Source organism: Prevotella sp. E9-3, from assembly GCF_022024015.1.
Taxonomy (GTDB): Bacteria; Bacteroidota; Bacteroidia; order Bacteroidales; family Bacteroidaceae; genus Prevotella.
Genome location: NZ_CP091786.1, coordinates 1,273,067 through 1,292,721, shown reverse-complemented (window position 1 = coordinate 1,292,721; position 19,655 = coordinate 1,273,067). Strand labels below are relative to the sequence as shown.

General features: G+C 47.7%; 17 protein-coding genes and 1 tRNA gene. 6 read left to right on the top strand and 12 right to left on the bottom strand.

The features are described 5' to 3' along the window. From L6475_RS04530 to trxB, 4 genes are all read left to right on the top strand, one after another. Positions 1-255 (top strand): type B 50S ribosomal protein L31, encoded by a 255-nt coding sequence (locus L6475_RS04530; protein ID WP_237822918.1) that lies wholly within the window; start codon positions 1-3, stop codon positions 253-255. 88 nt (positions 256-343) lie between these two features. Continuing rightward, positions 344-1,270: a DNA/RNA non-specific endonuclease gene (locus L6475_RS04525; protein ID WP_237822916.1), complete on the top strand. Its 927-nt coding sequence runs from the start codon at positions 344-346 to the stop codon at positions 1,268-1,270. A gap of 148 nt (positions 1,271-1,418) precedes the next feature. Further along, positions 1,419-1,970: a glutathione peroxidase gene (locus L6475_RS04520; protein ID WP_237822913.1), complete on the top strand. Its 552-nt coding sequence runs from the start codon at positions 1,419-1,421 to the stop codon at positions 1,968-1,970. Positions 1,971-1,990: 20 nt separating this feature from the next. Continuing rightward, a complete protein-coding gene (gene trxB, locus L6475_RS04515; RefSeq protein ID WP_237822911.1) occupies positions 1,991-2,920 on the top strand; it encodes a thioredoxin-disulfide reductase in 930 nt (309 codons plus the stop codon). A gap of 9 nt (positions 2,921-2,929) precedes the next feature. Here the strand turns inward: trxB and L6475_RS04510 are convergent, their stop codons facing one another. Continuing rightward, on the bottom strand, positions 2,930-3,436 hold the full coding sequence (locus L6475_RS04510; protein ID WP_237822909.1) for a histidine phosphatase family protein: 507 nt from the start codon (positions 3,434-3,436) through the stop codon (positions 2,930-2,932). Positions 3,437-3,520: 84 nt separating this feature from the next. On the opposite strand from L6475_RS04510, the gene L6475_RS04505 reads away from it, so the two are divergent. Next, positions 3,521-4,168 (top strand): DUF308 domain-containing protein, encoded by a 648-nt coding sequence (locus tag L6475_RS04505; RefSeq protein WP_237822907.1) that lies wholly within the window; start codon positions 3,521-3,523, stop codon positions 4,166-4,168. A 58-nt stretch (positions 4,169-4,226) separates the two neighbouring features. On the opposite strand, the gene udk is transcribed toward L6475_RS04505, so the two are convergent. From udk to L6475_RS04465, 8 genes are all read right to left on the bottom strand, one after another. Then, entirely contained in the window at positions 4,227-4,841 is a 615-nt protein-coding gene (gene udk, locus L6475_RS04500) for a uridine kinase (RefSeq protein WP_237822905.1), read from the bottom strand. Next, complete coding sequence (locus L6475_RS04495; protein WP_237822903.1) at positions 4,838-5,887, bottom strand: endonuclease/exonuclease/phosphatase family protein; 1,050 nt, start codon at positions 5,885-5,887, stop codon at positions 4,838-4,840. The genes udk and L6475_RS04495 overlap by 4 nt, the downstream gene beginning before the upstream one ends. A gap of 170 nt (positions 5,888-6,057) precedes the next feature. After that, positions 6,058-6,765: a Crp/Fnr family transcriptional regulator gene (locus L6475_RS04490; protein WP_237822901.1), complete on the bottom strand. Its 708-nt coding sequence runs from the start codon at positions 6,763-6,765 to the stop codon at positions 6,058-6,060. After that, positions 6,758-7,846: an FAD:protein FMN transferase gene (locus tag L6475_RS04485; RefSeq protein ID WP_237822899.1), complete on the bottom strand. Its 1,089-nt coding sequence runs from the start codon at positions 7,844-7,846 to the stop codon at positions 6,758-6,760. The genes L6475_RS04490 and L6475_RS04485 overlap by 8 nt, the downstream gene beginning before the upstream one ends. 30 nt (positions 7,847-7,876) lie before the next feature. Continuing rightward, a complete protein-coding gene (locus tag L6475_RS04480) occupies positions 7,877-8,569 on the bottom strand; it encodes a DUF6048 family protein (RefSeq protein WP_237822897.1) in 693 nt (230 codons plus the stop codon). Further along, positions 8,520-9,023: a DUF6452 family protein gene (locus L6475_RS04475; protein ID WP_237822895.1), complete on the bottom strand. Its 504-nt coding sequence runs from the start codon at positions 9,021-9,023 to the stop codon at positions 8,520-8,522. The genes L6475_RS04480 and L6475_RS04475 overlap by 50 nt, the downstream gene beginning before the upstream one ends. Beyond that, a complete protein-coding gene (locus L6475_RS04470) occupies positions 9,020-9,973 on the bottom strand; it encodes a glycosyltransferase family 2 protein (RefSeq protein WP_237822893.1) in 954 nt (317 codons plus the stop codon). The genes L6475_RS04475 and L6475_RS04470 overlap by 4 nt, the downstream gene beginning before the upstream one ends. 6 nt (positions 9,974-9,979) lie before the next feature. Continuing rightward, on the bottom strand, positions 9,980-10,510 hold the full coding sequence (locus L6475_RS04465; protein WP_237822891.1) for a DUF4199 domain-containing protein: 531 nt from the start codon (positions 10,508-10,510) through the stop codon (positions 9,980-9,982). A 290-nt stretch (positions 10,511-10,800) separates the two neighbouring features. On the opposite strand from L6475_RS04465, the gene L6475_RS04460 reads away from it, so the two are divergent. Beyond that, positions 10,801-10,874, top strand: a tRNA-Thr gene (locus tag L6475_RS04460). A gap of 144 nt (positions 10,875-11,018) precedes the next feature. On the opposite strand, the gene L6475_RS04455 is transcribed toward L6475_RS04460, so the two are convergent. The 3 genes from L6475_RS04455 to L6475_RS04445 form a co-directional block, all read right to left on the bottom strand. Next, a complete protein-coding gene (locus tag L6475_RS04455) occupies positions 11,019-11,186 on the bottom strand; it encodes a hypothetical protein (protein ID WP_237822889.1) in 168 nt (55 codons plus the stop codon). A gap of 43 nt (positions 11,187-11,229) precedes the next feature. Then, on the bottom strand, positions 11,230-14,742 hold the full coding sequence (locus L6475_RS04450; protein ID WP_237822888.1) for an InlB B-repeat-containing protein: 3,513 nt from the start codon (positions 14,740-14,742) through the stop codon (positions 11,230-11,232). A 739-nt stretch (positions 14,743-15,481) separates the two neighbouring features. Then, on the bottom strand, positions 15,482-19,645 hold the full coding sequence (locus L6475_RS04445; RefSeq protein ID WP_237822886.1) for an RICIN domain-containing protein: 4,164 nt from the start codon (positions 19,643-19,645) through the stop codon (positions 15,482-15,484). Between the last annotated feature and the right edge of the window lie 10 nt (positions 19,646-19,655).

The following is a 19,655-nucleotide window of genomic DNA, read 5'->3' as shown; positions in this document are numbered from 1 at the left end:
ATGAAAAAAGGTATTCATCCCGAAAACTATCGCCCCGTCGTGTTCAAGGACATGTCTAACGGCGATATGTTCCTTACGAAGTCCACAGCAAAAACCACCGACACAGTGGAATTCGAAGGCGAAACTTACCCCGTGGTAAAAGTTGAAATCTCAAGCAGCTCTCACCCCTTCTACACTGGTAAGAGCAAGCTCGTTGACACCGCTGGTCGTGTTGACAAGTTCATGAGCCGCTACGGTAAGGCTTCGAAGAAATAAGAGAGACCAATACTTTAAAAAGTCATAAAGGTGCGTTCAGGGTAGTTGCATATGCCTCGGAGCGCACCTTTTTGTTTCGTTCCAACACATGAAGAGATTATTTAACTACCGCTTCCTGCTGCTCCTGGTCGGCTATGCCCTCTGCATATCCCTACTCTATTCGTGCAGCAAGGATGATGACAACGACACTGCCGACACGTATAGCAGCAATTCAAACGACACGAATGAGGAACCGGCATTGGGCCGACTGGAAATGCCACGAGTGAAAGGGGGCAATTCTGTGGTGCTGGTGCATAAGACCAACGACAGCTATGACGTGAACTACTGCGTGGAATGGGATAAAGACAAGAAGGCACAACGATGGTCGGCCTATCAGCTGAACAGTGCGCTCTGCGCCCACAACACGACGCGCTATAAGAGCGATGACAACCAATATCCCAACGACCCGTTGATTCATACGGCCGACCGCCTGAGCGAGGACTACATATACGGCAGTGGCTTTGACCATGGACACCTCTGCCCTTCGGCCGACCGCCTGTATTCATACATGGCCAACTATCAAACTTTCTTTCTCACCAATATGCAGCCGCAGTATTCCAACTTCAACGGCAGCAACAAGAATGCCTCGGTAAACGAGCGTAGCCCTTGGTACCGGCTGGAAGGACAAGTGCGTTCGTGGGCCAACTCTACCACCACCGAAATGCTCTATGTGGTAAAGGGAGGCACCATAGAAGACCATCAGATCATCAAACGGATTGGCGGCAAACTCATTGTGCCCAAGTATTTCTTTGTGGCACTGCTGCTGAAAAACGAGCAGGGCTATAAAGCCGTGGGCTTCTGGATGGAGCATGTGGACAGTTATGCCGAGAAGTTGCCACTGGCCAACTATGCCGTGAACATCCGCCAGCTGGAGCGCCTCACGGGCATAGACTTTTTCTGCAACCTGCCCGATGACACTGAGGAACATGTAGAGACACTTCCTATAGAGAATGTGAAAAGAGCCTGGGGACTATAATCCCTGTGCTCTTTTCCTATTCCCCCTTTTTCCAACACAACAAGTATTTTTTCAACAATATGTTTGGCAAAGATAAAGTTTTTCCGTATTTTTGCAAATAAATCAAAAAAGACTATTACACATATTTTATTATATTCAAAAAACTCCAATGAGAACTATTTATGATTATACTGTCAAAGACAGAAAAGGAAAGGACGTATCGCTCCGCGAGTATGCTAACGAGGTTGTACTGATTGTCAACACAGCCACTAAGTGTGGCTTCACCCCTCAGTATGAAGAACTTGAGAAGCTGTACGAGAAATTCCGTTCTGCCGATTTTACTATTCTTGACTTCCCCTGCAACCAGTTTGGCCACCAGGCTCCCGGCACCGACGAGTCTATCCACGAGTTCTGCAAACTGAACTTCGGTACTGAGTTCCCCCAGTTCAAGAAGGTAAAGGTGAACGGTCCCGATGCCGATCCTTTGTTCAAGTTTTTACAGGAACAGAAAGGCTTTGCCGGCTGGGACATGGAGCACCCCATAGCTCCGATCCTCGACGACATGCTGTCAAAGGCCGACCCCGATTATAAAGAGAAATCAGATATTAAATGGAACTTCACTAAATTTCTCATCGACAAGAAAGGTATGGTAGTGGCCCGTTTTGAGCCTACCGAGAAGATTGAGAATATTGAGAAACAGATTGAAGCTCTGCTTCACTAAAAATCCCCCACACAAAGACTATGGAACATGTAAAATGTCTTATCATTGGCAGTGGTCCTGCCGGCTATACAGCAGCCATCTATGCCAGTCGCGCCAATCTGCAGCCCGTGGAATATAGCGGTATGCAGCCCGGCGGTCAGCTCACGCAGACCACAGAAGTAGAAAATTTCCCCGGCTATCCTCAAGGTGTGGATGGCAATCAGATGATGATGGACCTGCGCGAACAGGCCGAGCGCTTCGGTGCCGATATTCGCGATGGTGAGATCACCAAAGTTGATTTCTCGTCACGCCCCTATAAGTTGTGGGACGATAACGGTCGCGAACTGGAGGCCGACACCGTTATCATTGCCACTGGTGCCTCGGCAAAATACCTGGGTCTGGACGATGAGCGCAAGTATAACGGCATGGGAGTATCGGCCTGCGCCACTTGCGACGGTTTCTTCTATCGCAAAAAAACGGTTGCCGTTGTGGGCGGTGGCGACACAGCCTGCGAGGATGCCCTCTATCTGGCTGGTCTCTGCAAGAAAGTATATATGATTGTGCGCAAGCCTTTCCTGCGTGCTTCGAAAGTGATGCAGCAGCGTGTGATGGAACGCGAGAACATCGAGATTCTGTTTGAGCACAACACCCTTGGTCTCTATGGAAAGGACGGTGTGGAAGGTGCTCATCTGGTGAAGCGCAAGGGTGAGCCCGACGAAGAGCAGGTTGATATTGCCATCGACGGATTCTTCCTAGCTATCGGTCACAAGCCCAACACCGATATCTTCAAGGAATGGCTTGACACCGACGAGGTGGGCTATCTGAAGAAGATAGACGGAACGCCACGCACCAAGTTGCCCGGCATTTTTGTGGCTGGCGACTGCGCCGACCCAACCTACCGCCAGGCCATCTCTGCTGCCGGAACTGGTTGTCAGGCTGCCATCGAGGCCGAGCGTTTCCTGTTGGGATAAGAACGTTTCCTACAGTTCCATTATGCGCACTTCGCAGTTGGTCATACGTTCCACCTCTTTCATTGTCTTTCCATAGTGAACGGCCTGAATGGCCTTATTGACAATACCGTGCCCCACCGCCAACACGTGCTGGTTGGGGTACGTTGTTTTTATATAGTCAAGAAACTGTCGGGCACGTGCTTGCAGCACATCGAGCGGTTCAACATCGTCGGGCCATTCCACATTTTTCAGATCAGGGATATACTTTCCCGTAAAACTACCCCAGTCGCGTTCTCTCAGCAACGGTGTTGTGTTCACTTCCTTACAATGCGGCTTGGCTAGAATAGTGCAAGTATCGATAGAACGTTTCAAATCGCTGGCCACGAAAGTGTCTATCTGTTCATCCTTCAACTGTTCGGCCAACTCCTCTGCCTGCCGGATACCCACCTCATTGAGCTGTCCCTGCACCTGTCCCTGCATAATGTGATTGGCATTATCAATCGTCTCGCCGTGCCTCACCAAATATAAAATGGTCATTCTGTACAATAATTTTGGGTGCAAAATTACATCTTTTTCATGGAATATTCGTACATTTGCATTCAGAAAAAACAATTACTTAGTATGAAAATCCTACAAAGTTCTTTCTTTCGTGCCCTTACGGCTATTGCTGTGGGCGTGTTGCTCATCAAGTACCCCGACAACACTGTGACCGGTATGGTTATTGCCATTGGACTATTGTTTTTGCTTTCGGGAATTGTTTCTGTGCTCATTTACCTGAACGCCCGTCGCCATGCAGGTGATTATCAGATTTACGATGCTGAAGGCCGTATCATTGCTGGGCAGATGCCGATGTTTCCGATTGTGGGCATAGGCAGCATCATCTTAGGCGGTATTCTGGCTTTAATGCCCGAAACATTCATCCATTTCCTCATGTATATTGTGGGAGGAATCCTTATTCTGGGCGCTATCAATCAGTATGGAGCCATTGTTGCTGCCCGCCGTTTCGGGGCTGTCTCACTTTTCTACTGGATTTGTCCTTCGCTCATTCTATTGGCAGGGTTGTACGTCATCGTACGTCCCATGTCTCCACTCAGCACAGCCATGCAGGTATTGGGATGGATCACATTGTTTTATGGTATCATCGAAGCAGCCAACTCCATGCTGTTCTTTATTAGTCGCCGCCGATGGGAGAAAGCCCAACTGAATGCTAACACACCTGAAGCAGAAGAGGTTCTTACAGAGCCACTCACCAATACAAGCGAAGCGTGAAGGGAGTTCCTTCACGCTTCGTTCCTTTTTTTGTTGTTCTTATTTCTAATAGCTCTATTTAGACACCAGTAACAATTCCTTCTATATAAGTCTTGACGATATGGATGCCGGTCTTGTTTTCTCCTCCCGAGGGGATAATGAGGTCGGCAAACTTCTTGGTAGGCTCGATAAACTGCTCGTGCATAGGTTTCAACACCTTCTCATAACGGTCGAGTACCATTTCGACAGTACGGCCGCGTTCCACCACATCTCGACGAATATTGCGTATCAGTCGCACATCGGCATCTGTATCCACAAATATTTTCAGATCCATCATGTCGCGCAGTTTCTTATAGTGGAGCGTCATAATACCTTCCAGGATAATCACCGGCTTGGGTTCCACATGAATTGTTTCTGGCAGACGGTTGCTGAGCACGTATGAGTAAGTGGGCTGTTCCACTGCCTCGCCAGCTTTCAGCTTCTTAATATGCTCGGTGAGCAGTTTCCAGTCGAACGCATCAGGATGGTCGAAGTTGATAGCCTTACGCTCTTCATCGGTCAATCCTGTTGTATCATTATAATACGAATCGAGGGGTACTACAGCTGCACAATGAGGAGGCAGCGCATCAGCAATTTTCTTTACAACGGTGGTCTTACCAGAACCTGTTCCGCCAGCTATTCCAATGATTGTCATTTTGCTTCTTTCATTAAATAGATTAATGTTGGTAAGTGGTCGCTATAACCGTCGAGCCATGCTCCACCAGCATGTGTACGGAGAGTATTTCCTTTGTACTTGCCTTCTTTCTGGAACAGATAGTCGCGACGGAAAATCTCATGCTTACGGAATTTCAGTGTATTATAGTCGTTGGCACCTTCCTTATGCAACAGGTTAGGGGTCATCACTATCTGGTCAAAAAGGTTCCATGCTCCCTGATACTGCAGTGTTCCGGTACCTTTCTTCACCAGGGTGTTATACCACGGATTGTATAGTTCCTTCGGTCCCACTTCTTTTATTTCTGCCTTACAGCCCAGTTCCTTCATCATACTCTTGTTGGTAGGGTCGTCGTTCATATCACCCATCACTATGACCTTCACATTCGGATCATCCTTCACCAACGAGTCTTTCAACACACGAACCTGACGGCCGGCCAACTCACGATAATAAGAAGTGGCACCTCTACTGGGCCAGTGGCACACTACGACCGTCACATGTTCGCCGGCCAAAGTTCCACTCACGGTGAGGAATCCACGAGTGGCGCGGTCCTTATCCTGTGGCAAGTCATAGACATAAGGCACCAGTTTCACATTCCTCACGCTGAAGAACTTCGGGTTATAGAGCAGCGCACAATCCACGCCACGCTTGTCAGGGCCTTCGATATGACAGAACTTATAGTTTCTTTTTTTCAGAGAAGGCTGATTGCACAGGTCGGTAAGACACTTGGCATTCTCAACTTCACTCACACCAATCACTGCACAACCGATATTGGGCAACATATCGCTTCCCATCTCAGCGAGCACGCGCGACATATTTTTCAGTTTATGAGAATATTTCAATCCATTCCAGCGATTGCGCCCATCGGGCAAGTATTCATAGTCGTTCTTGCCAGCATCATGACAAGTATCAAACAAGTTCTCAAGGTTGTAGAAGCCAACGGCATAGACATTGAACTTCTTCCCCTGTGCCTGCATACTGACTGTTCCTAACAGAAACAGCACCAGAAAGGTCATAAGTTTTTTCATATCAGATATAAGATAAGTATAGTTGTTGCAAAGATACGAAAAAACGAATGCAATACAAAAGAAAAAGGATATTTTTTCTTTTTATTGCTGAGTGCCAGTATCTTCGGCGAAGCCAGAGATACGAAAAAACGAATGCAATACAAAAGAAAAAATGGAAAAAAAGAAGAAGGCTACATAAACAATTGTTCCAGCGAGGGAATAACGATCAATCCGCGATGCAGTTCCAACAGTCCACGCTGTTCCAAACTGTTCAGCACCCGACTCACATCCAGTCGGCTGTCACCCACCTCAATGGCCAACTGTCGCATCAAGATATGCAACTCCTTATGGCCAGCGGGATACATACAATGGTCTATGAAGAAACGCGCCACACGCTCATCGAGCGTTTGCGGTGCACGCCGCCATGCCCTGTGTCCCTGCTGCTGACTTTGTGCGGCCAAGATGTTGATATAATTGAGTCGGAAGATGAATATCTCGTCAAACAACCTGAGCACCTCATCCTTAGACAGAACGATAAACTGACAGTCGGTACGAGTGCGAAACGTGTGTGAATATCTTGGGGACATACCGAACAGTGCTTCTGGCTGCAACTGCAAGGGGGCTTGCAACTGTTCTATCATCCTATAGGTATGATCATCTCCTACTGTTTCAACCTCAAGTGTACCTTTCACCAGAAAATAGAGTTGCGTACAAGTATCACCCTCCCTTACAATCTGACGACCGGCAGGCAGCTTCTGGAATCCGAAACGTGTATTACCAACCATCTGCTGCAACTCTGTTCTGCTCAATCCTTGAAACAGAGAAAACTGCAACAGTTGCTCATAGAAAGGGGTCAATCCTATTTTTGAGTCAGTGGGAAGAATAAGACGTTCACTCATTGATTTTATCCTTCAACGAAGGCGAGTACCATACAGCAAACTGCCCGTCATCACCATCATAAATAATATAGGCCATCAGTTCGGGATGCTGGGCCAGCAAAGCCTTCACGCGGTCCAGTCCCATCACCATGAATGAGGTGGCATAGGCATCGGCTGTTGCACAATCGGCAGCAATGACCGTGGCCGAAAGGATATTATGCTGAACGGGATAGCCGTTCATCGGATCGATGGTATGAGCATAGCGGCGACCACCCTGATAGTAGAAATTGCGATAGTTGCCACTGGTAGCCATGGCTCGATCAGTAACATTCAGCACTGTTTGCAACTCCTGTGAGGTCTGCAGACTATCTTCCGTTGGTTTGGTCACTCCGATGCGCCACGGCAATCGTTTCGGACTGATACCCTGTGTCACCACCTCGCCACCTATCTCTACCATGAAGTTCTTCACGTTGTGTCGTCTCAGCAATCTGGCCACACAATCGGAACCATAGCCTTTTGCAATGGCACTGAAGTCGAGCATGGTGCGACGGTCTTTCTTATGAATCAGATTGTGTTCAGCATCATAAGTCAGCATATCCATGCCAACAATCTTCAGCAGACTATCTACTTGTTGGGCAGTGGGCAGACTGGAAGTTGAATCAGCCTCCGCCCCCGTTTTCTTTCCTTTGAACCCGAAGCCCCAGGCATTCACCAGAGGAGCCACCGTAACATCGAAAGCCCCCTTTGTATCGGCATTTACAGCCACCGCTTTCTTATATACCTCCTGAAACATTTCGCTCAGCTCGGGTTCCTCACCACGGTTAATACGGCTCACTGTCGATTTCTCGTTGAACATGGAGAACTCGCCATCCACCTCACTGAGTACTTTTTCTATCTCGGTTTTCAGGCTCTCATTGCTCTGATAACTGATGTTATAGACGGTGCCAAACACAAAGCCGTGCTCTGTCTGATAGGGAATATCACGCTGCATTCGTGCCACAAAGACTGTACCTGCCACCAAAAACAGCAGGAAGGGCACCTGCCACCACAGTTGTTTACGACGCTTATCGTTCAAGCCTGGTAATCCGTCACTTCCTATCATGATTGAATATTTTCAGTGATTAGTTCTTAATTAGATATCTACCGACACGTAGAATGTATAGCCCAGTGCCGAGCTGTCTTGTATGCCAAAGCCCGGCACATACCAGGTTTTGCCTAAATCGCCATCGTTGTGACTGATGCGCATGCGGTAACGTCCGCTCCATCCCAGGTGCAGCGGACCATACACTTTAGCATCAAGGCCAAACACCACTTCAGCCCAGTGCATACTACACTGAACATCGCTCATACCGAATGTAGCATCCCATCCCCAAACAGGATCCTGCAGACCAGGGTGGTTCACATCCACCTTATAGCTGGTGAAGGCATAGCGCAGTCCTGCAAACACACGGTTGCCTGTATGCTTCTTGTTCATGATGTTCACATCGGCACCAATACGGAAATAAGGCGCAGTGGTCTTGTAGCTCAGTTTGGTCACAACATCCTCGCCATGATTAGCCCTGCCGATACCCATTTCCACAATAGGGAAATACTGATCGTGCAGGTTTAGCCGGAGTGCACCCTCATACTGTCCGTAGTCAGATAGCTGCATCTGGGCGGCACCAGCCAGATCGAACGACACGGCAAAGCCCCGGAACAGAGGAATGGTGTCCTGTTCCAGTTTCAAGAAGCGCTGTGCCCCAGCCTCAACACTGCAGACCAGCAGGAGCAGCAGACTAAGGACGAGCCTTGAAATGGAATTGTAAATGGGCTGTTGAAGGGTCATAATCTACAAGGACTTTATTGATGATCACAGTGTCAATACCTAAATGGGTACTTCTCACTGACTTTATCTTATGGAAATAGGACAGGCCACAGTCAACCGATTCGAAGTGCGGGATGTCTTCTTTCTCCACCCACACGGTATCGGTCACAGCCATCCTTACGGTTTTCAGTACCAGTGTATCCACAGGATTCTGATAGCTCAGAGGCAGTTTCATCGAAGTAAGGTTCACTCCCCTGTTCAGCAAAAGAGTGTCTGTACCATTTCTGCGCTGGCTGGTCACAGAGAGTGTGTCGTGCAAGGTGTCGGCCAGTTGGCACACCAGTTCCACTTTATTCTGCACCGGGCACTCTATTGACGAGCACGAAGCAATACCCATCACCACATGCAGCACCAGGAGCAACATGCCGATTGCCCCTACTACCCTCTTGGCTATACCTTTCTTCTGACTCATCATATAGTGGTTTCTATCTGATAGTCATTACGATTGGTCGAAGAACGGCTCACCAAATCGGCCACGAATCCGGTAAGGAACAGTTGCGTTCCGATAATCATCATGGTCAGGGCCAGATAGAAATAGGGCGAGTCAGTGACCAGTCGCTGAGGAATGCCATTGGCCAGGCACCACAGTTTGTCGGCACCGATGAAGAAAGCAGCCAGGAATCCGATGAAGAACATCACCGTTCCCAGGAAGCCAAACACGTGCATGGGCTTTTTGCCAAAGGTGCTGAGAAACCAGAGTGTAATCAAATCAAGATAGCCATTGACAAAACGGTTCCATCCCATGAACTTCGATTCGCCATATTTACGAGCCTGATGCTGCACCACTTTCTCGCCTATTTTTGAAAAACCGGCCTGCTTGGCCAGATAAGGAATATAGCGATGCATCTCACCATAGACCTCAATATTCTTCACCACATCACGGCGATAGGCCTTCAGTCCGCAGTTGAAATCGTGCAGATTCTTGATGCCGCTCACCTTACGGGCGGTGGCATTGAACAGTTTTGTGGGCAGTGTTTTCGACAGCGGGTCGTAGCGTTTCTGTTTATAGCCCGACACCAGGTCTAATCCCTCTTCCTTAATCATGCGGTACAGTTCGGGAATCTCGTCGGGCGAGTCCTGAAGGTCTGCATCCATGGTAATGACCACATCGCCCTCGGCCTTGGCAAAGCCACAGTACAGGGCAGGACTCTTACCATAGTTGCGACGGAACTTAATACCGTGAACATGCTGCGAACGCTGTTTCAGTTCGGTGATAATCTGCCATGAACGGTCAGTAGAGCCATCACTCACAAAAATCACTTCATACGTATAGTGATGTTCATCCATCACGCGCTCTATCCAGGCAAACAGCTCGCCTATTGACTCTTCCTCGTTATAAAGAGGTATAATTACTGATATATCCATTGTTTTTCAAACTTTCTTCTTCAATAATGCAGCGATGGGCATACCCAGCAGAATGCCCACTATGGTGTTGGCCTGCAGCATGCTCAGCGCCAAGTCGATAGGACGAACGCTCTGCATGTCGTTCAACATCTGGTTGAACTCCTCTACTGTGGCATACTGGCTCAGCACTTGCTGGTTTTCAGGACTGTTCAACAACTGGTGGATGGACTGCAGGAAATAGCCGTGGTCAAGAAAGGCGAAATACACATAGTACACTACAGCCAACAACAAGGAGGCATGAAAAAAGGTTAGTGCCACATAGGCCCATCCACGAAGGAACGAGATGACGCCCCCACGACCATAGTCACGAAACACTTTCAGGCGCTGAGCCACAAAAAAGGGCGACGACAGGACGAGACCTACAGCCAGCATCGACACCGCAGGATTGCTTAGTCCGATGATGTAGCAAGCAAAGCTCACGGTCCAAAGAATGGCCAAAAGAAGACCGTCATAACGTACAAAAGCGCGCAGTTGTATTGTTTCTTCAGGGGTTATCATATTCTTCCTTAATAGAAATCTGCTGCAAAAGTACGAAAAAATTCAGAATATAACATATTATTATATACAATTAACGGAAGGTTTTAGAGGTATCACTCTAAAAAATGTTAAACAATAAGAAATATCTTCTAACGTCTAATTACAAACTCCTAACTTTTTATTACCTTTGCACCCGCTTAACGCGAAACATGGGCAAGTCCTGTACGGCCAGCTCCCTCGGAATCCTCCAGGACGGGAACGTAGCAAAGGTACTTGGTTGTAGCGGCGCGATACAGACCGCTTGCCCACCCGCCTCTTTAGCTCAGTTGGCCAGAGCACGTGATTTGTAATCTCGGGGTCGTTGGTTCGAATCCGACAAGAGGCTCAAGATAAGCGAAAGAAAGCCGGAACGCAAGTGCGTTCCGGCTTTCTTCTTTATATCATTATGTTTGCAGCCTGCAAACGGGTCGTTTAAAGTCTGCAAGCGATGTGCTTGCAGACTTTAAACGATCCGGATTCAGCCTCTTAGTTACCAGTCTTCTTCATCATCCCAAATATTATTTCTACGAGACTCTACTACTTCGGCATTAACATCTTCAGTAGTGTCAACAATAATCTCAGGATTAGAAGCGGCAACAATATTTACCAATTCTAGCTTTACCACTGCCAATTCAGGTATTTCATATATCTTTTTCATATCTTGTCAGATTTTGAATACGAATTAGAACAATTTCACTCACTTATTTAACCACCACTTTGCGGCCGTTTACGATGTAGAGTCCCTTTGTGGTCTTTTCCACCTTACGACCCTGCAGGTCATAGACTGACTTTTCACCATTCACAGTGATCTGATCACTGATTCCAGTAGTCTGTCCATCATCCTCGAACTGGAAGGTCAGCTGACGTGCACCAGCAGGAAGAACACTTACAGGCAGCAGAGCCTTTCCAGCAGGAATAGTTCCGGCATTCACCTTTACAAACTTGTTGCCGCTAAGACCAAGGTATTCTTCATTATCAACATAGGTAGGAGCGGTGGTGCCGAAGAATTTATTTTGTGCATCACTATACTCAGTGGCACCATCAGCAAAGTTGACAGTAACCTCGCTGGTGTTCACGCCATCGGCATTCTTGTTGTATAGCAGAACGCCCTGACCGCCCTTAATAGCCTCAGTAATCTTCTCAAGAGAAACCACTCCTTCATTAGAAACACCAGTTACACGCCATGCAGTATAGCCCTGAGCAGAAGAGAAGTCCATAGGATACTGAGAGCAATAGGTAGCAAGACCATTCTTGTTCAGAGTAACAGTGGCAGAAGATTTCTCAGGAATAGTCAATCGTACTTCATCAATTATGCCTTGTGTATTGGAAGTATTCCATACTATCTTAAGATAAAGTGAAGACACTTGTGCTGCTTCAGGAATAGTATATGAACGTTCTACGAAAGTTGTTGCACCATCTCCCGAACCTTCCATCTCAGTAAATTCACCTTCAGAACTCGTCGCATAGTAAGCAGAAGTTGTATATGTTCCTTTAACAGAGGCAGCTTTCCATTGATAGCTTAATGTCATATCACTATAACCTTCAACATTTAGCGGACCAAGAATAATAGACGCGTCTGAACCAGATGTGCTTTGATTCAAACCAGACTGTGTACTACCAGTTGAATTTTTGCCCTGTTTTGCATTTGAAACAGTATAGCCTGTAATTCCAGAATACACAGCCAGTACTCCACTTTTCACGCTATAAGAATCATTCCAATCTCGTGCACTACCGGTATTATTACCAAACGACTCACCAAACAACACAACATCACCACTTGGTGCAGCAGTCTTACCCTCTGGGGCAGTCACCGTCAGTGTAAACGTTTCGCTTCCGGCCTTATAGGTTTCATCCTCGGCGGTACTAACAGTAATCTCAACGCTACCACATGCAATTGGAGTAATCACAAGACCATCGATGGCTACAATATTTGCATTATCAGAAGTCACAGTGATTGGACCACCGGTGATGGAAGAATCATCAATGTTAAAGATTTCACCAAATTCAATGGCGTCATCAGCTACAGTAATTGTAGGAGTTGCAAGCACCTTTAAAGTGTAGCTTGTTTCACCAGGAACATAAGTATCATTTCCAGCAAAAGTAGCAGTAATTGTAGTAGTACCGGCTGCTACGATAGTAACTGCGCCAGTATTCTCGTCAACAGTAGCGACCGTCTCATCGCTTGATTCGTAGCTTACTGTCAAGCCTGCAGGGTTGGTCAGCTCATTTCCTTCAAAAGCTTCACCTTCACGTCCAATAGCGTTCTCGGAAGCGAAGCTCAATGTAGGAACATCCTTGCTAACGGTCAGTGTATAACTGGCCTCACCTTCCTCGTATGACTTATCGCCCGCAAAAGTTGCCGTAATAACTGTAGTACCTGCACCTGTAACAGTTACTTCGCCTGTTGTGGCATTAACGGTTGCCACGCTCGTAACACTTGATGTATAAGTCACTGCAAGTGAATGTTCGTTGGTCAAAGCATTTGTAAATACTGCATCAGTTGTCAACTTTTCAATTTCTGTTACTGCATAAGCCAGATCATGAGGATTCTTTTCAGTAACAATCAACTCATAACTTACTTCGGCTGGCAAATAATTGGCATCACCTGCGAAAGAAGCTGTGATAGTTGTTGTTCCGGCTTTCAGCATACTTAAAGCGCCTGTTGAGCTATTAACAGTAGCCACCGTCTCATCAGAAGAGCTATAGGCAACAGTTACCGCATTAGGATTTGTCAGTTCCTGACCAGCATATCCACTTGTCAACTTAACGTTTACTTCTGCGTCAGCAAATGAAATACCAGCATCCATACGCACAGAAGTGGTATAGTCACTTTCAGTCCTTATACTGCCTTTGACAAAAATTTCAACCTTAGAGATACGAACGCCAGTTCCATTTCCACTATCAGTTCCTGAGTTACTTGTAATACGTAGAGCTTTAGTACCAGACAAAGCCGTTCCATCAACAAATTCATTGACTCCTGTTTGGCTTGACCCAGATACAGTAACATCTTTCCATGTATTTGTGCCATCACCGATTGTCAAACTATTATATGAGGGACCACCGTAAGTACCAGCATAAATAATAACCTTCTTTAAGGTGCTTAAGTCAAAAGCTTCAGACTCAATGTAGCTGTCTGTATGGAATAAGCGATAGCCCGATTTGTCCGTTGTAGAACCACTATAGGTCCAAGTATCATACTGCAAAGTTTGGTCCAATTTAGCATGTGCGACATCATCCGACTCTTCTTCTTCCACATCTGCATATACAGCATAATAAGTAATATCACTTGTGCTCATAGTAGCAGTTGACGTGTTAACATAAGAAGGTGCAACAGATGCATCTGAATACTCGTCTGTGTACCAACCCACAAAAGTTTTTCCGCTGATGGTCTTATTAAACTCAGTTTCATCAGCTGGTGTATCTTTAGCAGTAGGGAATACAATTGCTCCACCTTCAGCTACACTAACTTTTCGGCTAACATCTCCATTAACTGAGAAGGTAACAGTATGAGTAGGTATAGCCTCAAAATTGATGGTCACCGTTGTATTTTCAGAAGGAGTTACAGTAAACACATTTCCACTTTGAGAAACGGTTGCTGAATTAGCTGGAGAAACGGTATAAGGCTCAGAGGTGCTTACGCGATAGCCATCTGCAGGAGTAGCGGTAATAAAGCTACCTTCAAGAGCAACTGTTCCATAAGAATTGTTATTGGATTGAGCAGTAATAACGTATGAAGGAGTTGCTACAGATTCAGTATTTACTCCCCAAAAAACAGCTCGTTCAGACGTACTTGAAAAAGTAATATCTGTATCACTTGCTAAAGGATTATCTAAAGTTATGACCTTGTAATAATTCGAACTACTTGCGTCACCATCGAAAGTGAAAGGAGGATTACCTTTAATACCTGAGTTAGAGGTAATGCCAGATATCGATTGCGCTGTACCATCTCCTACTTTATAAGTGAATCCAGTACTTTGCCCATTCCAAGCAGCGACATGTAAATGAATATATTTCGTACCAGCAGGAGCCTGAAATGTTGCAGAAGCGCCTGCACCATTCTTTCCCAATTTGGTACCATTATATTGCGTAGTATTAACATTAACTATGCAAGAAGAAACGGTTCCAGTACCACTTGAAGGAAGCGTAACATTACTTGTGTAGAGGGCAGAAAAATCACTCTGTGCCCACGCAGTACTTGCTCCTCCTACTACCATACACAGTAGTAGAACCCAGAAATTAAGTAAAGTTTTTTTGTTCATGATATATATAAATTATAGTTAATAATTTGCTCTTCGTGAAATAAAATATGTAGTTTGTAATGTAATAATTATTTTGACGCACAAATATAATAAAAATAGTAATACATTCAAAATGTTTAACCTATTTTCACCATAAAAAGAATATATATGCACTCAAAGAATGTATATTTATTACACTAAAGCGCGCGAGAATCGCACGGAATTCACCAACTCCTCCTTCGGACTTCTACACGCGAATTATGAGCATGTTGCGAATTTTTCACAACCTACTGAAAATCAACAAAGTACAATTTAAAACTCCAAAAAGGCATCCACTTTTCCTTAATACGCCCCGAAAACTGGCTACAATAGAACGGTAGTTATACCGCAACTGAATGAAAACTATACTGCAACTGCCATTCAGTTGTACTGCAATTGCCGTTCAGTTGCAGTATAAGAGTTAAAGAATTGCGATATAGGATTCATTCAGTTGATGTATAACGGGCTTTTTATTACAATTTAGGCGAATTTTGTTAGCTTCTCCGTTCTAGTTTGCGATTTTTATTTGTCTTGATTTTCGAAAATCGAAATGAATAGATATGCAAGACCACCCATAGTAACCAAGAATTAAAACGACTGCAAAGATACAAAAAAAGGTTCAATCCTATAAATATATAAGGTAAGAGCCGAAAAACAGACTACATAATAAAAAGGGTCAGCGTACTACTACTTTCTTGCCATCCACGATGTAAATGCCGCGCGGAAGCCCATATAAGGTTGTCGAGGATTGGGATTTTATTTGCTGGCCAGCCAAATTGTAGATTGCCTTGGAGTTGGAGCAGCTGTCTGTCTGCACAGCCTGTATAGCCTGCACGGCAGATGGCAGCTCTGCAAGGATAGATGACTGCTTAGTGGAGCGTGTTGAGATGAGGTAGGCCTTGTGTGCCGGATTCTTGAAGACAGCTCCATCTGTTGCAGTCCAGTTCCATTCCATCTGGTAGTTTTCGTTCTCACATAAAGTGTAGTAGAATGTGCCGCCGTGGGTCAGTTGGTCCTCGTCGGAGCCTCGGAGCTGGTTTCTTGAGTCCAGGCTTTTCTTCTTCGTAGTAGGTAGCATGGTATATCTCCCTGGTTGAGCACCAAGTACAACGGCTTGTCCTGCGGGCAGTACGGTACCAGCTGTCGTGTAGTGTTGGCTGACGTCAAAGCCTTCGCTCGTCTCGCGGAATGTGTAGGCCTCCATGCCTTCGGGCAGCAGGAAGCTCTGGTCGCTATAGTAGAACGTGGTGTAGCCCGACTGTGGAATCTCCACAGTGACAAACGGATGGCGGAATTTGATTTCGAAGCCTTGAAAATTGACCCATTGTGTGCTGCTGGAGATTGTTGCGGACAGAGTCATTTGGTGATTATCCACGATCACGTCTTTCAGTTCTGTCTGTGCCAAGTCGCTGGTTAACGTCTGTGCCGCACCGGCAGTCGTCTCGGCGGCTGTCATCATCACTTCGTTGTCTGCCACCGTCTGCCTCTCAACCACCATTCCCGTCACGGTGTTCGTGGCCTTGGCAGCCACAACAGGCGCCTTGTCTGTATTGTCGTTACGATAGAATGCGTGTAAAACAATGTCGTAGATGCCCAGCGGTAGGTCAGTTTGCGTTTGTGTGAGGGTGAACGGCTTGTGGAAAATCTCGATGTTGCCGTCCTTAATGGTAGTTGAAGCGGTTGTCCAGTCGGTCGTTGTCGCATTTCCAAGCATGTCAGCGTTGTCGAACAGGTCTGAAACGTCTATGCTGCTAGTGAGACCTTCCGCTACGGCCACAATCAGTTTGCGAGTGGCCGCACGCAGTTCTGCCACCGTTGCATCGGCATTCAGGTAAACTTGGGCCGCAGCCTGGATGTCTGCGGCATAAACATCTTCTTTTCTTGAGTCAGCAATGGCTTGGTGGAGGGCAAAAAGCTTCTGCCTTTCCTTGTATTTAGCGTATGACTGGGAGGAAATCTCTTTCGGCGCAATAAAAGCCCAGTGCGTGAAACCGCGTCCGTGGCGTGTGGTCAGGGGACCACCATAGGCATAGGACACGTCGAGGTAGTCCTTTTGTGCATCTGATATCAAGGCATACGTGCTACCAGCGGCTGTGGATGCCTCTTGGCACGTGAAAGTGGCTTCCTCAGCCGAACGGTCGCTCCACACGTTACAGGCATCCGGGAGACATCCAATGTACACGTTGGACTTGTCCGCCATCGAGAGTCTGACTTTGCCTCCAGCCAATTTCGTGACTTTGACTCGGAATCGGTTGTCCAAGCTGCGGTCGCCTTTTGCCAGACGCTGTGCCACCGATTGGGTGTTCCAGCTCATTCCATAAGTGACGAAGGCGTCGGCATCCACGTTGTAGAGGTAGAGGACTTCTGTGGCGCTGATTTCCGCTAAGGACTTGGATGGCAGTACAGGCTTGGACCATGCATTCTCATCGCCGTGTGAAGATGTCTCGTCCATCACGGACTGGAGTTCTGCGGGACTCAGCGCATAGTTGTAGATGCGCAGGTCGTCAATTCGTCCATCCATAGACGGCACGCTCGCGTCTTGTCCACGACCGATGTAGTTGCACACGGGCCGGATGTCTGCGAGTCTCACAGAGGACGCCGCGCCAGTTCCACTCGGCTCACCATCGAGATAGACCTTTGTCATGCTCTCGCCGATGGTCACGGCTACATGATGCCAGCCTCCGGGCAGCTTTCCGCCACTGATGGTCTGCATACGCTCGCCGTCTTGTAGCGTCAGCACGAGGTTTCCCCCTTGGTTCAGGGAAAGGACGGCTTGGCTTGTGTCGTTAGCAGCGAAGTCAAAGAGGCGGCAGTTCTCGGCCAAGTAGCCTGGATTATACACCCATGCAGCGATGGTGGCTTGTGCCAGACATACAGCAGAGGGTGGGATGCGAATATCATTCGCCGAGCTGCCATCATACTTCGCCACCAGTCCACGCTGTCCACTCAGGGCCGCCTCCACGGGTTCCGATTTGTCGGAGCGGTTCTGGGAATAGTCCACACTTTGCAGGGCATAGTAGTAGATGGTGTTCTGGCGACAGTCGTTGTCGATGAAACAGGTATCCATGACTTGGCGTCCTATGACGTCGTATTCAATTGTTCCAGCCGCGTTCTTTTCACCACGGAGCACCATATACCCGTTGAAGTCCTTGTCCTGGGTGTTGGCTTCCCAGCTGAGTTCGATAGTGCTTATACCCGACTTAGCTTTCAGTCCCGACGGAACGGTGGGAGCTTCTTGTTCGCAGGGCGCATCGATGGGTAGGAGTTTCCACAGTTGGTGATCGTCGGTAGCCTCGGCGCACAGGCGCACGGTGGCGTTGTTGGCCGAACTTCCACCAGCCACCTCAAGATAGAGTCCCGACTGGTAGTTGCGAATCTTGTAGTATCCGTCGCTGGCATACTCAAAGGCCCAGCGCTGGTTCTCTGCCTTTGTCACGGGATAGACGCTCACCGTGGCTCCGGGTTTCACTTGAAAGCCCGCAGTTTCCAAGTTCATGTTCTCATTGCGCAGGCTGTGGATATAGAACCCCGTGAGGTCGCCTCCGTTGTCCTTCAGAGCCTCCAGTGTCCATTGCTGGTAGGGGTAGTCCTTGTCTTCGTACTGGCCAACGGCTGCCGAATTGACTGTGGAGCCGGACAGGATTGTCAGCACCTTCTGGCTTTTCTTGTTGACTATGATGTAGTTGCTGCATGTCAGCGGACAGAGAGGCACGTCCTCGCCTTGGCATATCTGTATGCTGCGCTCGGCACTTTGCTGGTACTTGTCGCCGTAACGGTAACCGCCGGGCAGGAAGACAGGATAGGTGTAGGCGGGGCCATAGCCGTCGAAATACACAGCTTTGTCTGTACTTACCAGTTCATAAGTGCATGGTGAGGCCTGTCGCTCACTGGTTCCTGCAAATGCCTTGATGCGACCGTCGGGCATCCTATAGACAGCAGCCCCAGTCCATGCAGCACGATTCTCGGCATAGCCCAGACGCATCCCGCCAGTGCTGGTGGCCAGACAGAAGTCGCCTCGTGTAGGTCCTACCGTTCCCCACCAGATGCCATTCTCCAAACCGTATTGTGCGCCCACGATGCCTTCCATCACGTTGTGCAGCTCGTCGTTCGTAGCCACCTTGCCGTCGGCTTTCACAGTAGTATAGAAATCGGCATAGTGGTCGAAATCGCCGGCCAGCTGGTGCGTGTTCCCTTCATCGACGTATGGTTTCATGTGCTGATACCATTCCATGGCGCCATCGTTGTTGCAGGTGTTGCCGGCGCAGATGCGAATGCCGGCAAGTTCGGGATCTTCCTTCAGCAGTTTGGCCACAGCCTTGAAATCGTCCTTCGTTCCTTGATTGCTGGCAGTCACGTCCGGCTCGTTGAAGGGAGCGATAGAGACCACGTTCAGCCCGTAGTCTTGTACATATTTTACAGTTGCCTTGATGACCTTGTACCACTGTTCGGGGTGGTGGGTGAAGATGTCCACGTTAATGTCCACTGGGTCGCTGTTGAGTAGAATGCCCGCGGGCTTGCTCAGTGCGATATGCTGCAATCGCGACCGCAAAAACCTCTGCTGCCGTGCAGACAATGTGCCATCGGCATTAACAGGGTCCATCACCTGGAAGGAGACACGGCCGTAAGTGAGACGGTCGGCACCGATGAAATTGATGCCACGCAACACATTGCCCTCGTCATCCCAGGCTGTGTCCATGCCCCACTTGATGGGTGTCGGCTTTCCTGTATCCGAGACGCTGAACGGCACTTTTACGATGTTGCTACAGCATGACTGCTGAGCTGACATCCTGCAACACAGCAGGAAAAGAATCATGAAGAGCGGAGATTTATTGTATGTCATATTTGAATAT

Bases quoted from the DNA above. Each gene is read 5' to 3' on its own strand.
- L6475_RS04490 (WP_237822901.1), bottom strand. From the start codon at position 6,765: ATGAGTGAACGTCTTATTCTTCCCACTGACTCAAAAATAGGATTGACC.
- L6475_RS04455 (WP_237822889.1), bottom strand. From the start codon at position 11,186: ATGAAAAAGATATATGAAATACCTGAATTGGCAGTGGTAAAGCTAGAA.
- L6475_RS04470 (WP_237822893.1), bottom strand. From the start codon at position 9,973: ATGGATATATCAGTAATTATACCTCTTTATAACGAGGAAGAGTCAATA.
- L6475_RS04450 (WP_237822888.1), bottom strand. From the start codon at position 14,742: ATGGTAGTAGGAGGAGCAAGTACTGCGTGGGCACAGAGTGATTTTTCT.
- L6475_RS04495 (WP_237822903.1), bottom strand. From the start codon at position 5,887: ATGAAAAAACTTATGACCTTTCTGGTGCTGTTTCTGTTAGGAACAGTC.
- L6475_RS04525 (WP_237822916.1), top strand. From the start codon at position 344: ATGAAGAGATTATTTAACTACCGCTTCCTGCTGCTCCTGGTCGGCTAT.
- L6475_RS04520 (WP_237822913.1), top strand. From the start codon at position 1,419: ATGAGAACTATTTATGATTATACTGTCAAAGACAGAAAAGGAAAGGAC.
- L6475_RS04505 (WP_237822907.1), top strand. From the start codon at position 3,521: ATGAAAATCCTACAAAGTTCTTTCTTTCGTGCCCTTACGGCTATTGCT.
- L6475_RS04465 (WP_237822891.1), bottom strand. From the start codon at position 10,510: ATGATAACCCCTGAAGAAACAATACAACTGCGCGCTTTTGTACGTTAT.
- udk (WP_237822905.1), bottom strand. From the start codon at position 4,841: ATGACAATCATTGGAATAGCTGGCGGAACAGGTTCTGGTAAGACCACC.
- L6475_RS04475 (WP_237822895.1), bottom strand. From the start codon at position 9,023: ATGATGAGTCAGAAGAAAGGTATAGCCAAGAGGGTAGTAGGGGCAATC.
- trxB (WP_237822911.1), top strand. From the start codon at position 1,991: ATGGAACATGTAAAATGTCTTATCATTGGCAGTGGTCCTGCCGGCTAT.
- L6475_RS04510 (WP_237822909.1), bottom strand. From the start codon at position 3,436: ATGACCATTTTATATTTGGTGAGGCACGGCGAGACGATTGATAATGCC.
- L6475_RS04485 (WP_237822899.1), bottom strand. From the start codon at position 7,846: ATGATAGGAAGTGACGGATTACCAGGCTTGAACGATAAGCGTCGTAAA.
- L6475_RS04445 (WP_237822886.1), bottom strand. From the start codon at position 19,645: ATGACATACAATAAATCTCCGCTCTTCATGATTCTTTTCCTGCTGTGT.
- L6475_RS04480 (WP_237822897.1), bottom strand. From the start codon at position 8,569: ATGACCCTTCAACAGCCCATTTACAATTCCATTTCAAGGCTCGTCCTT.
- L6475_RS04530 (WP_237822918.1), top strand. From the start codon at position 1: ATGAAAAAAGGTATTCATCCCGAAAACTATCGCCCCGTCGTGTTCAAG.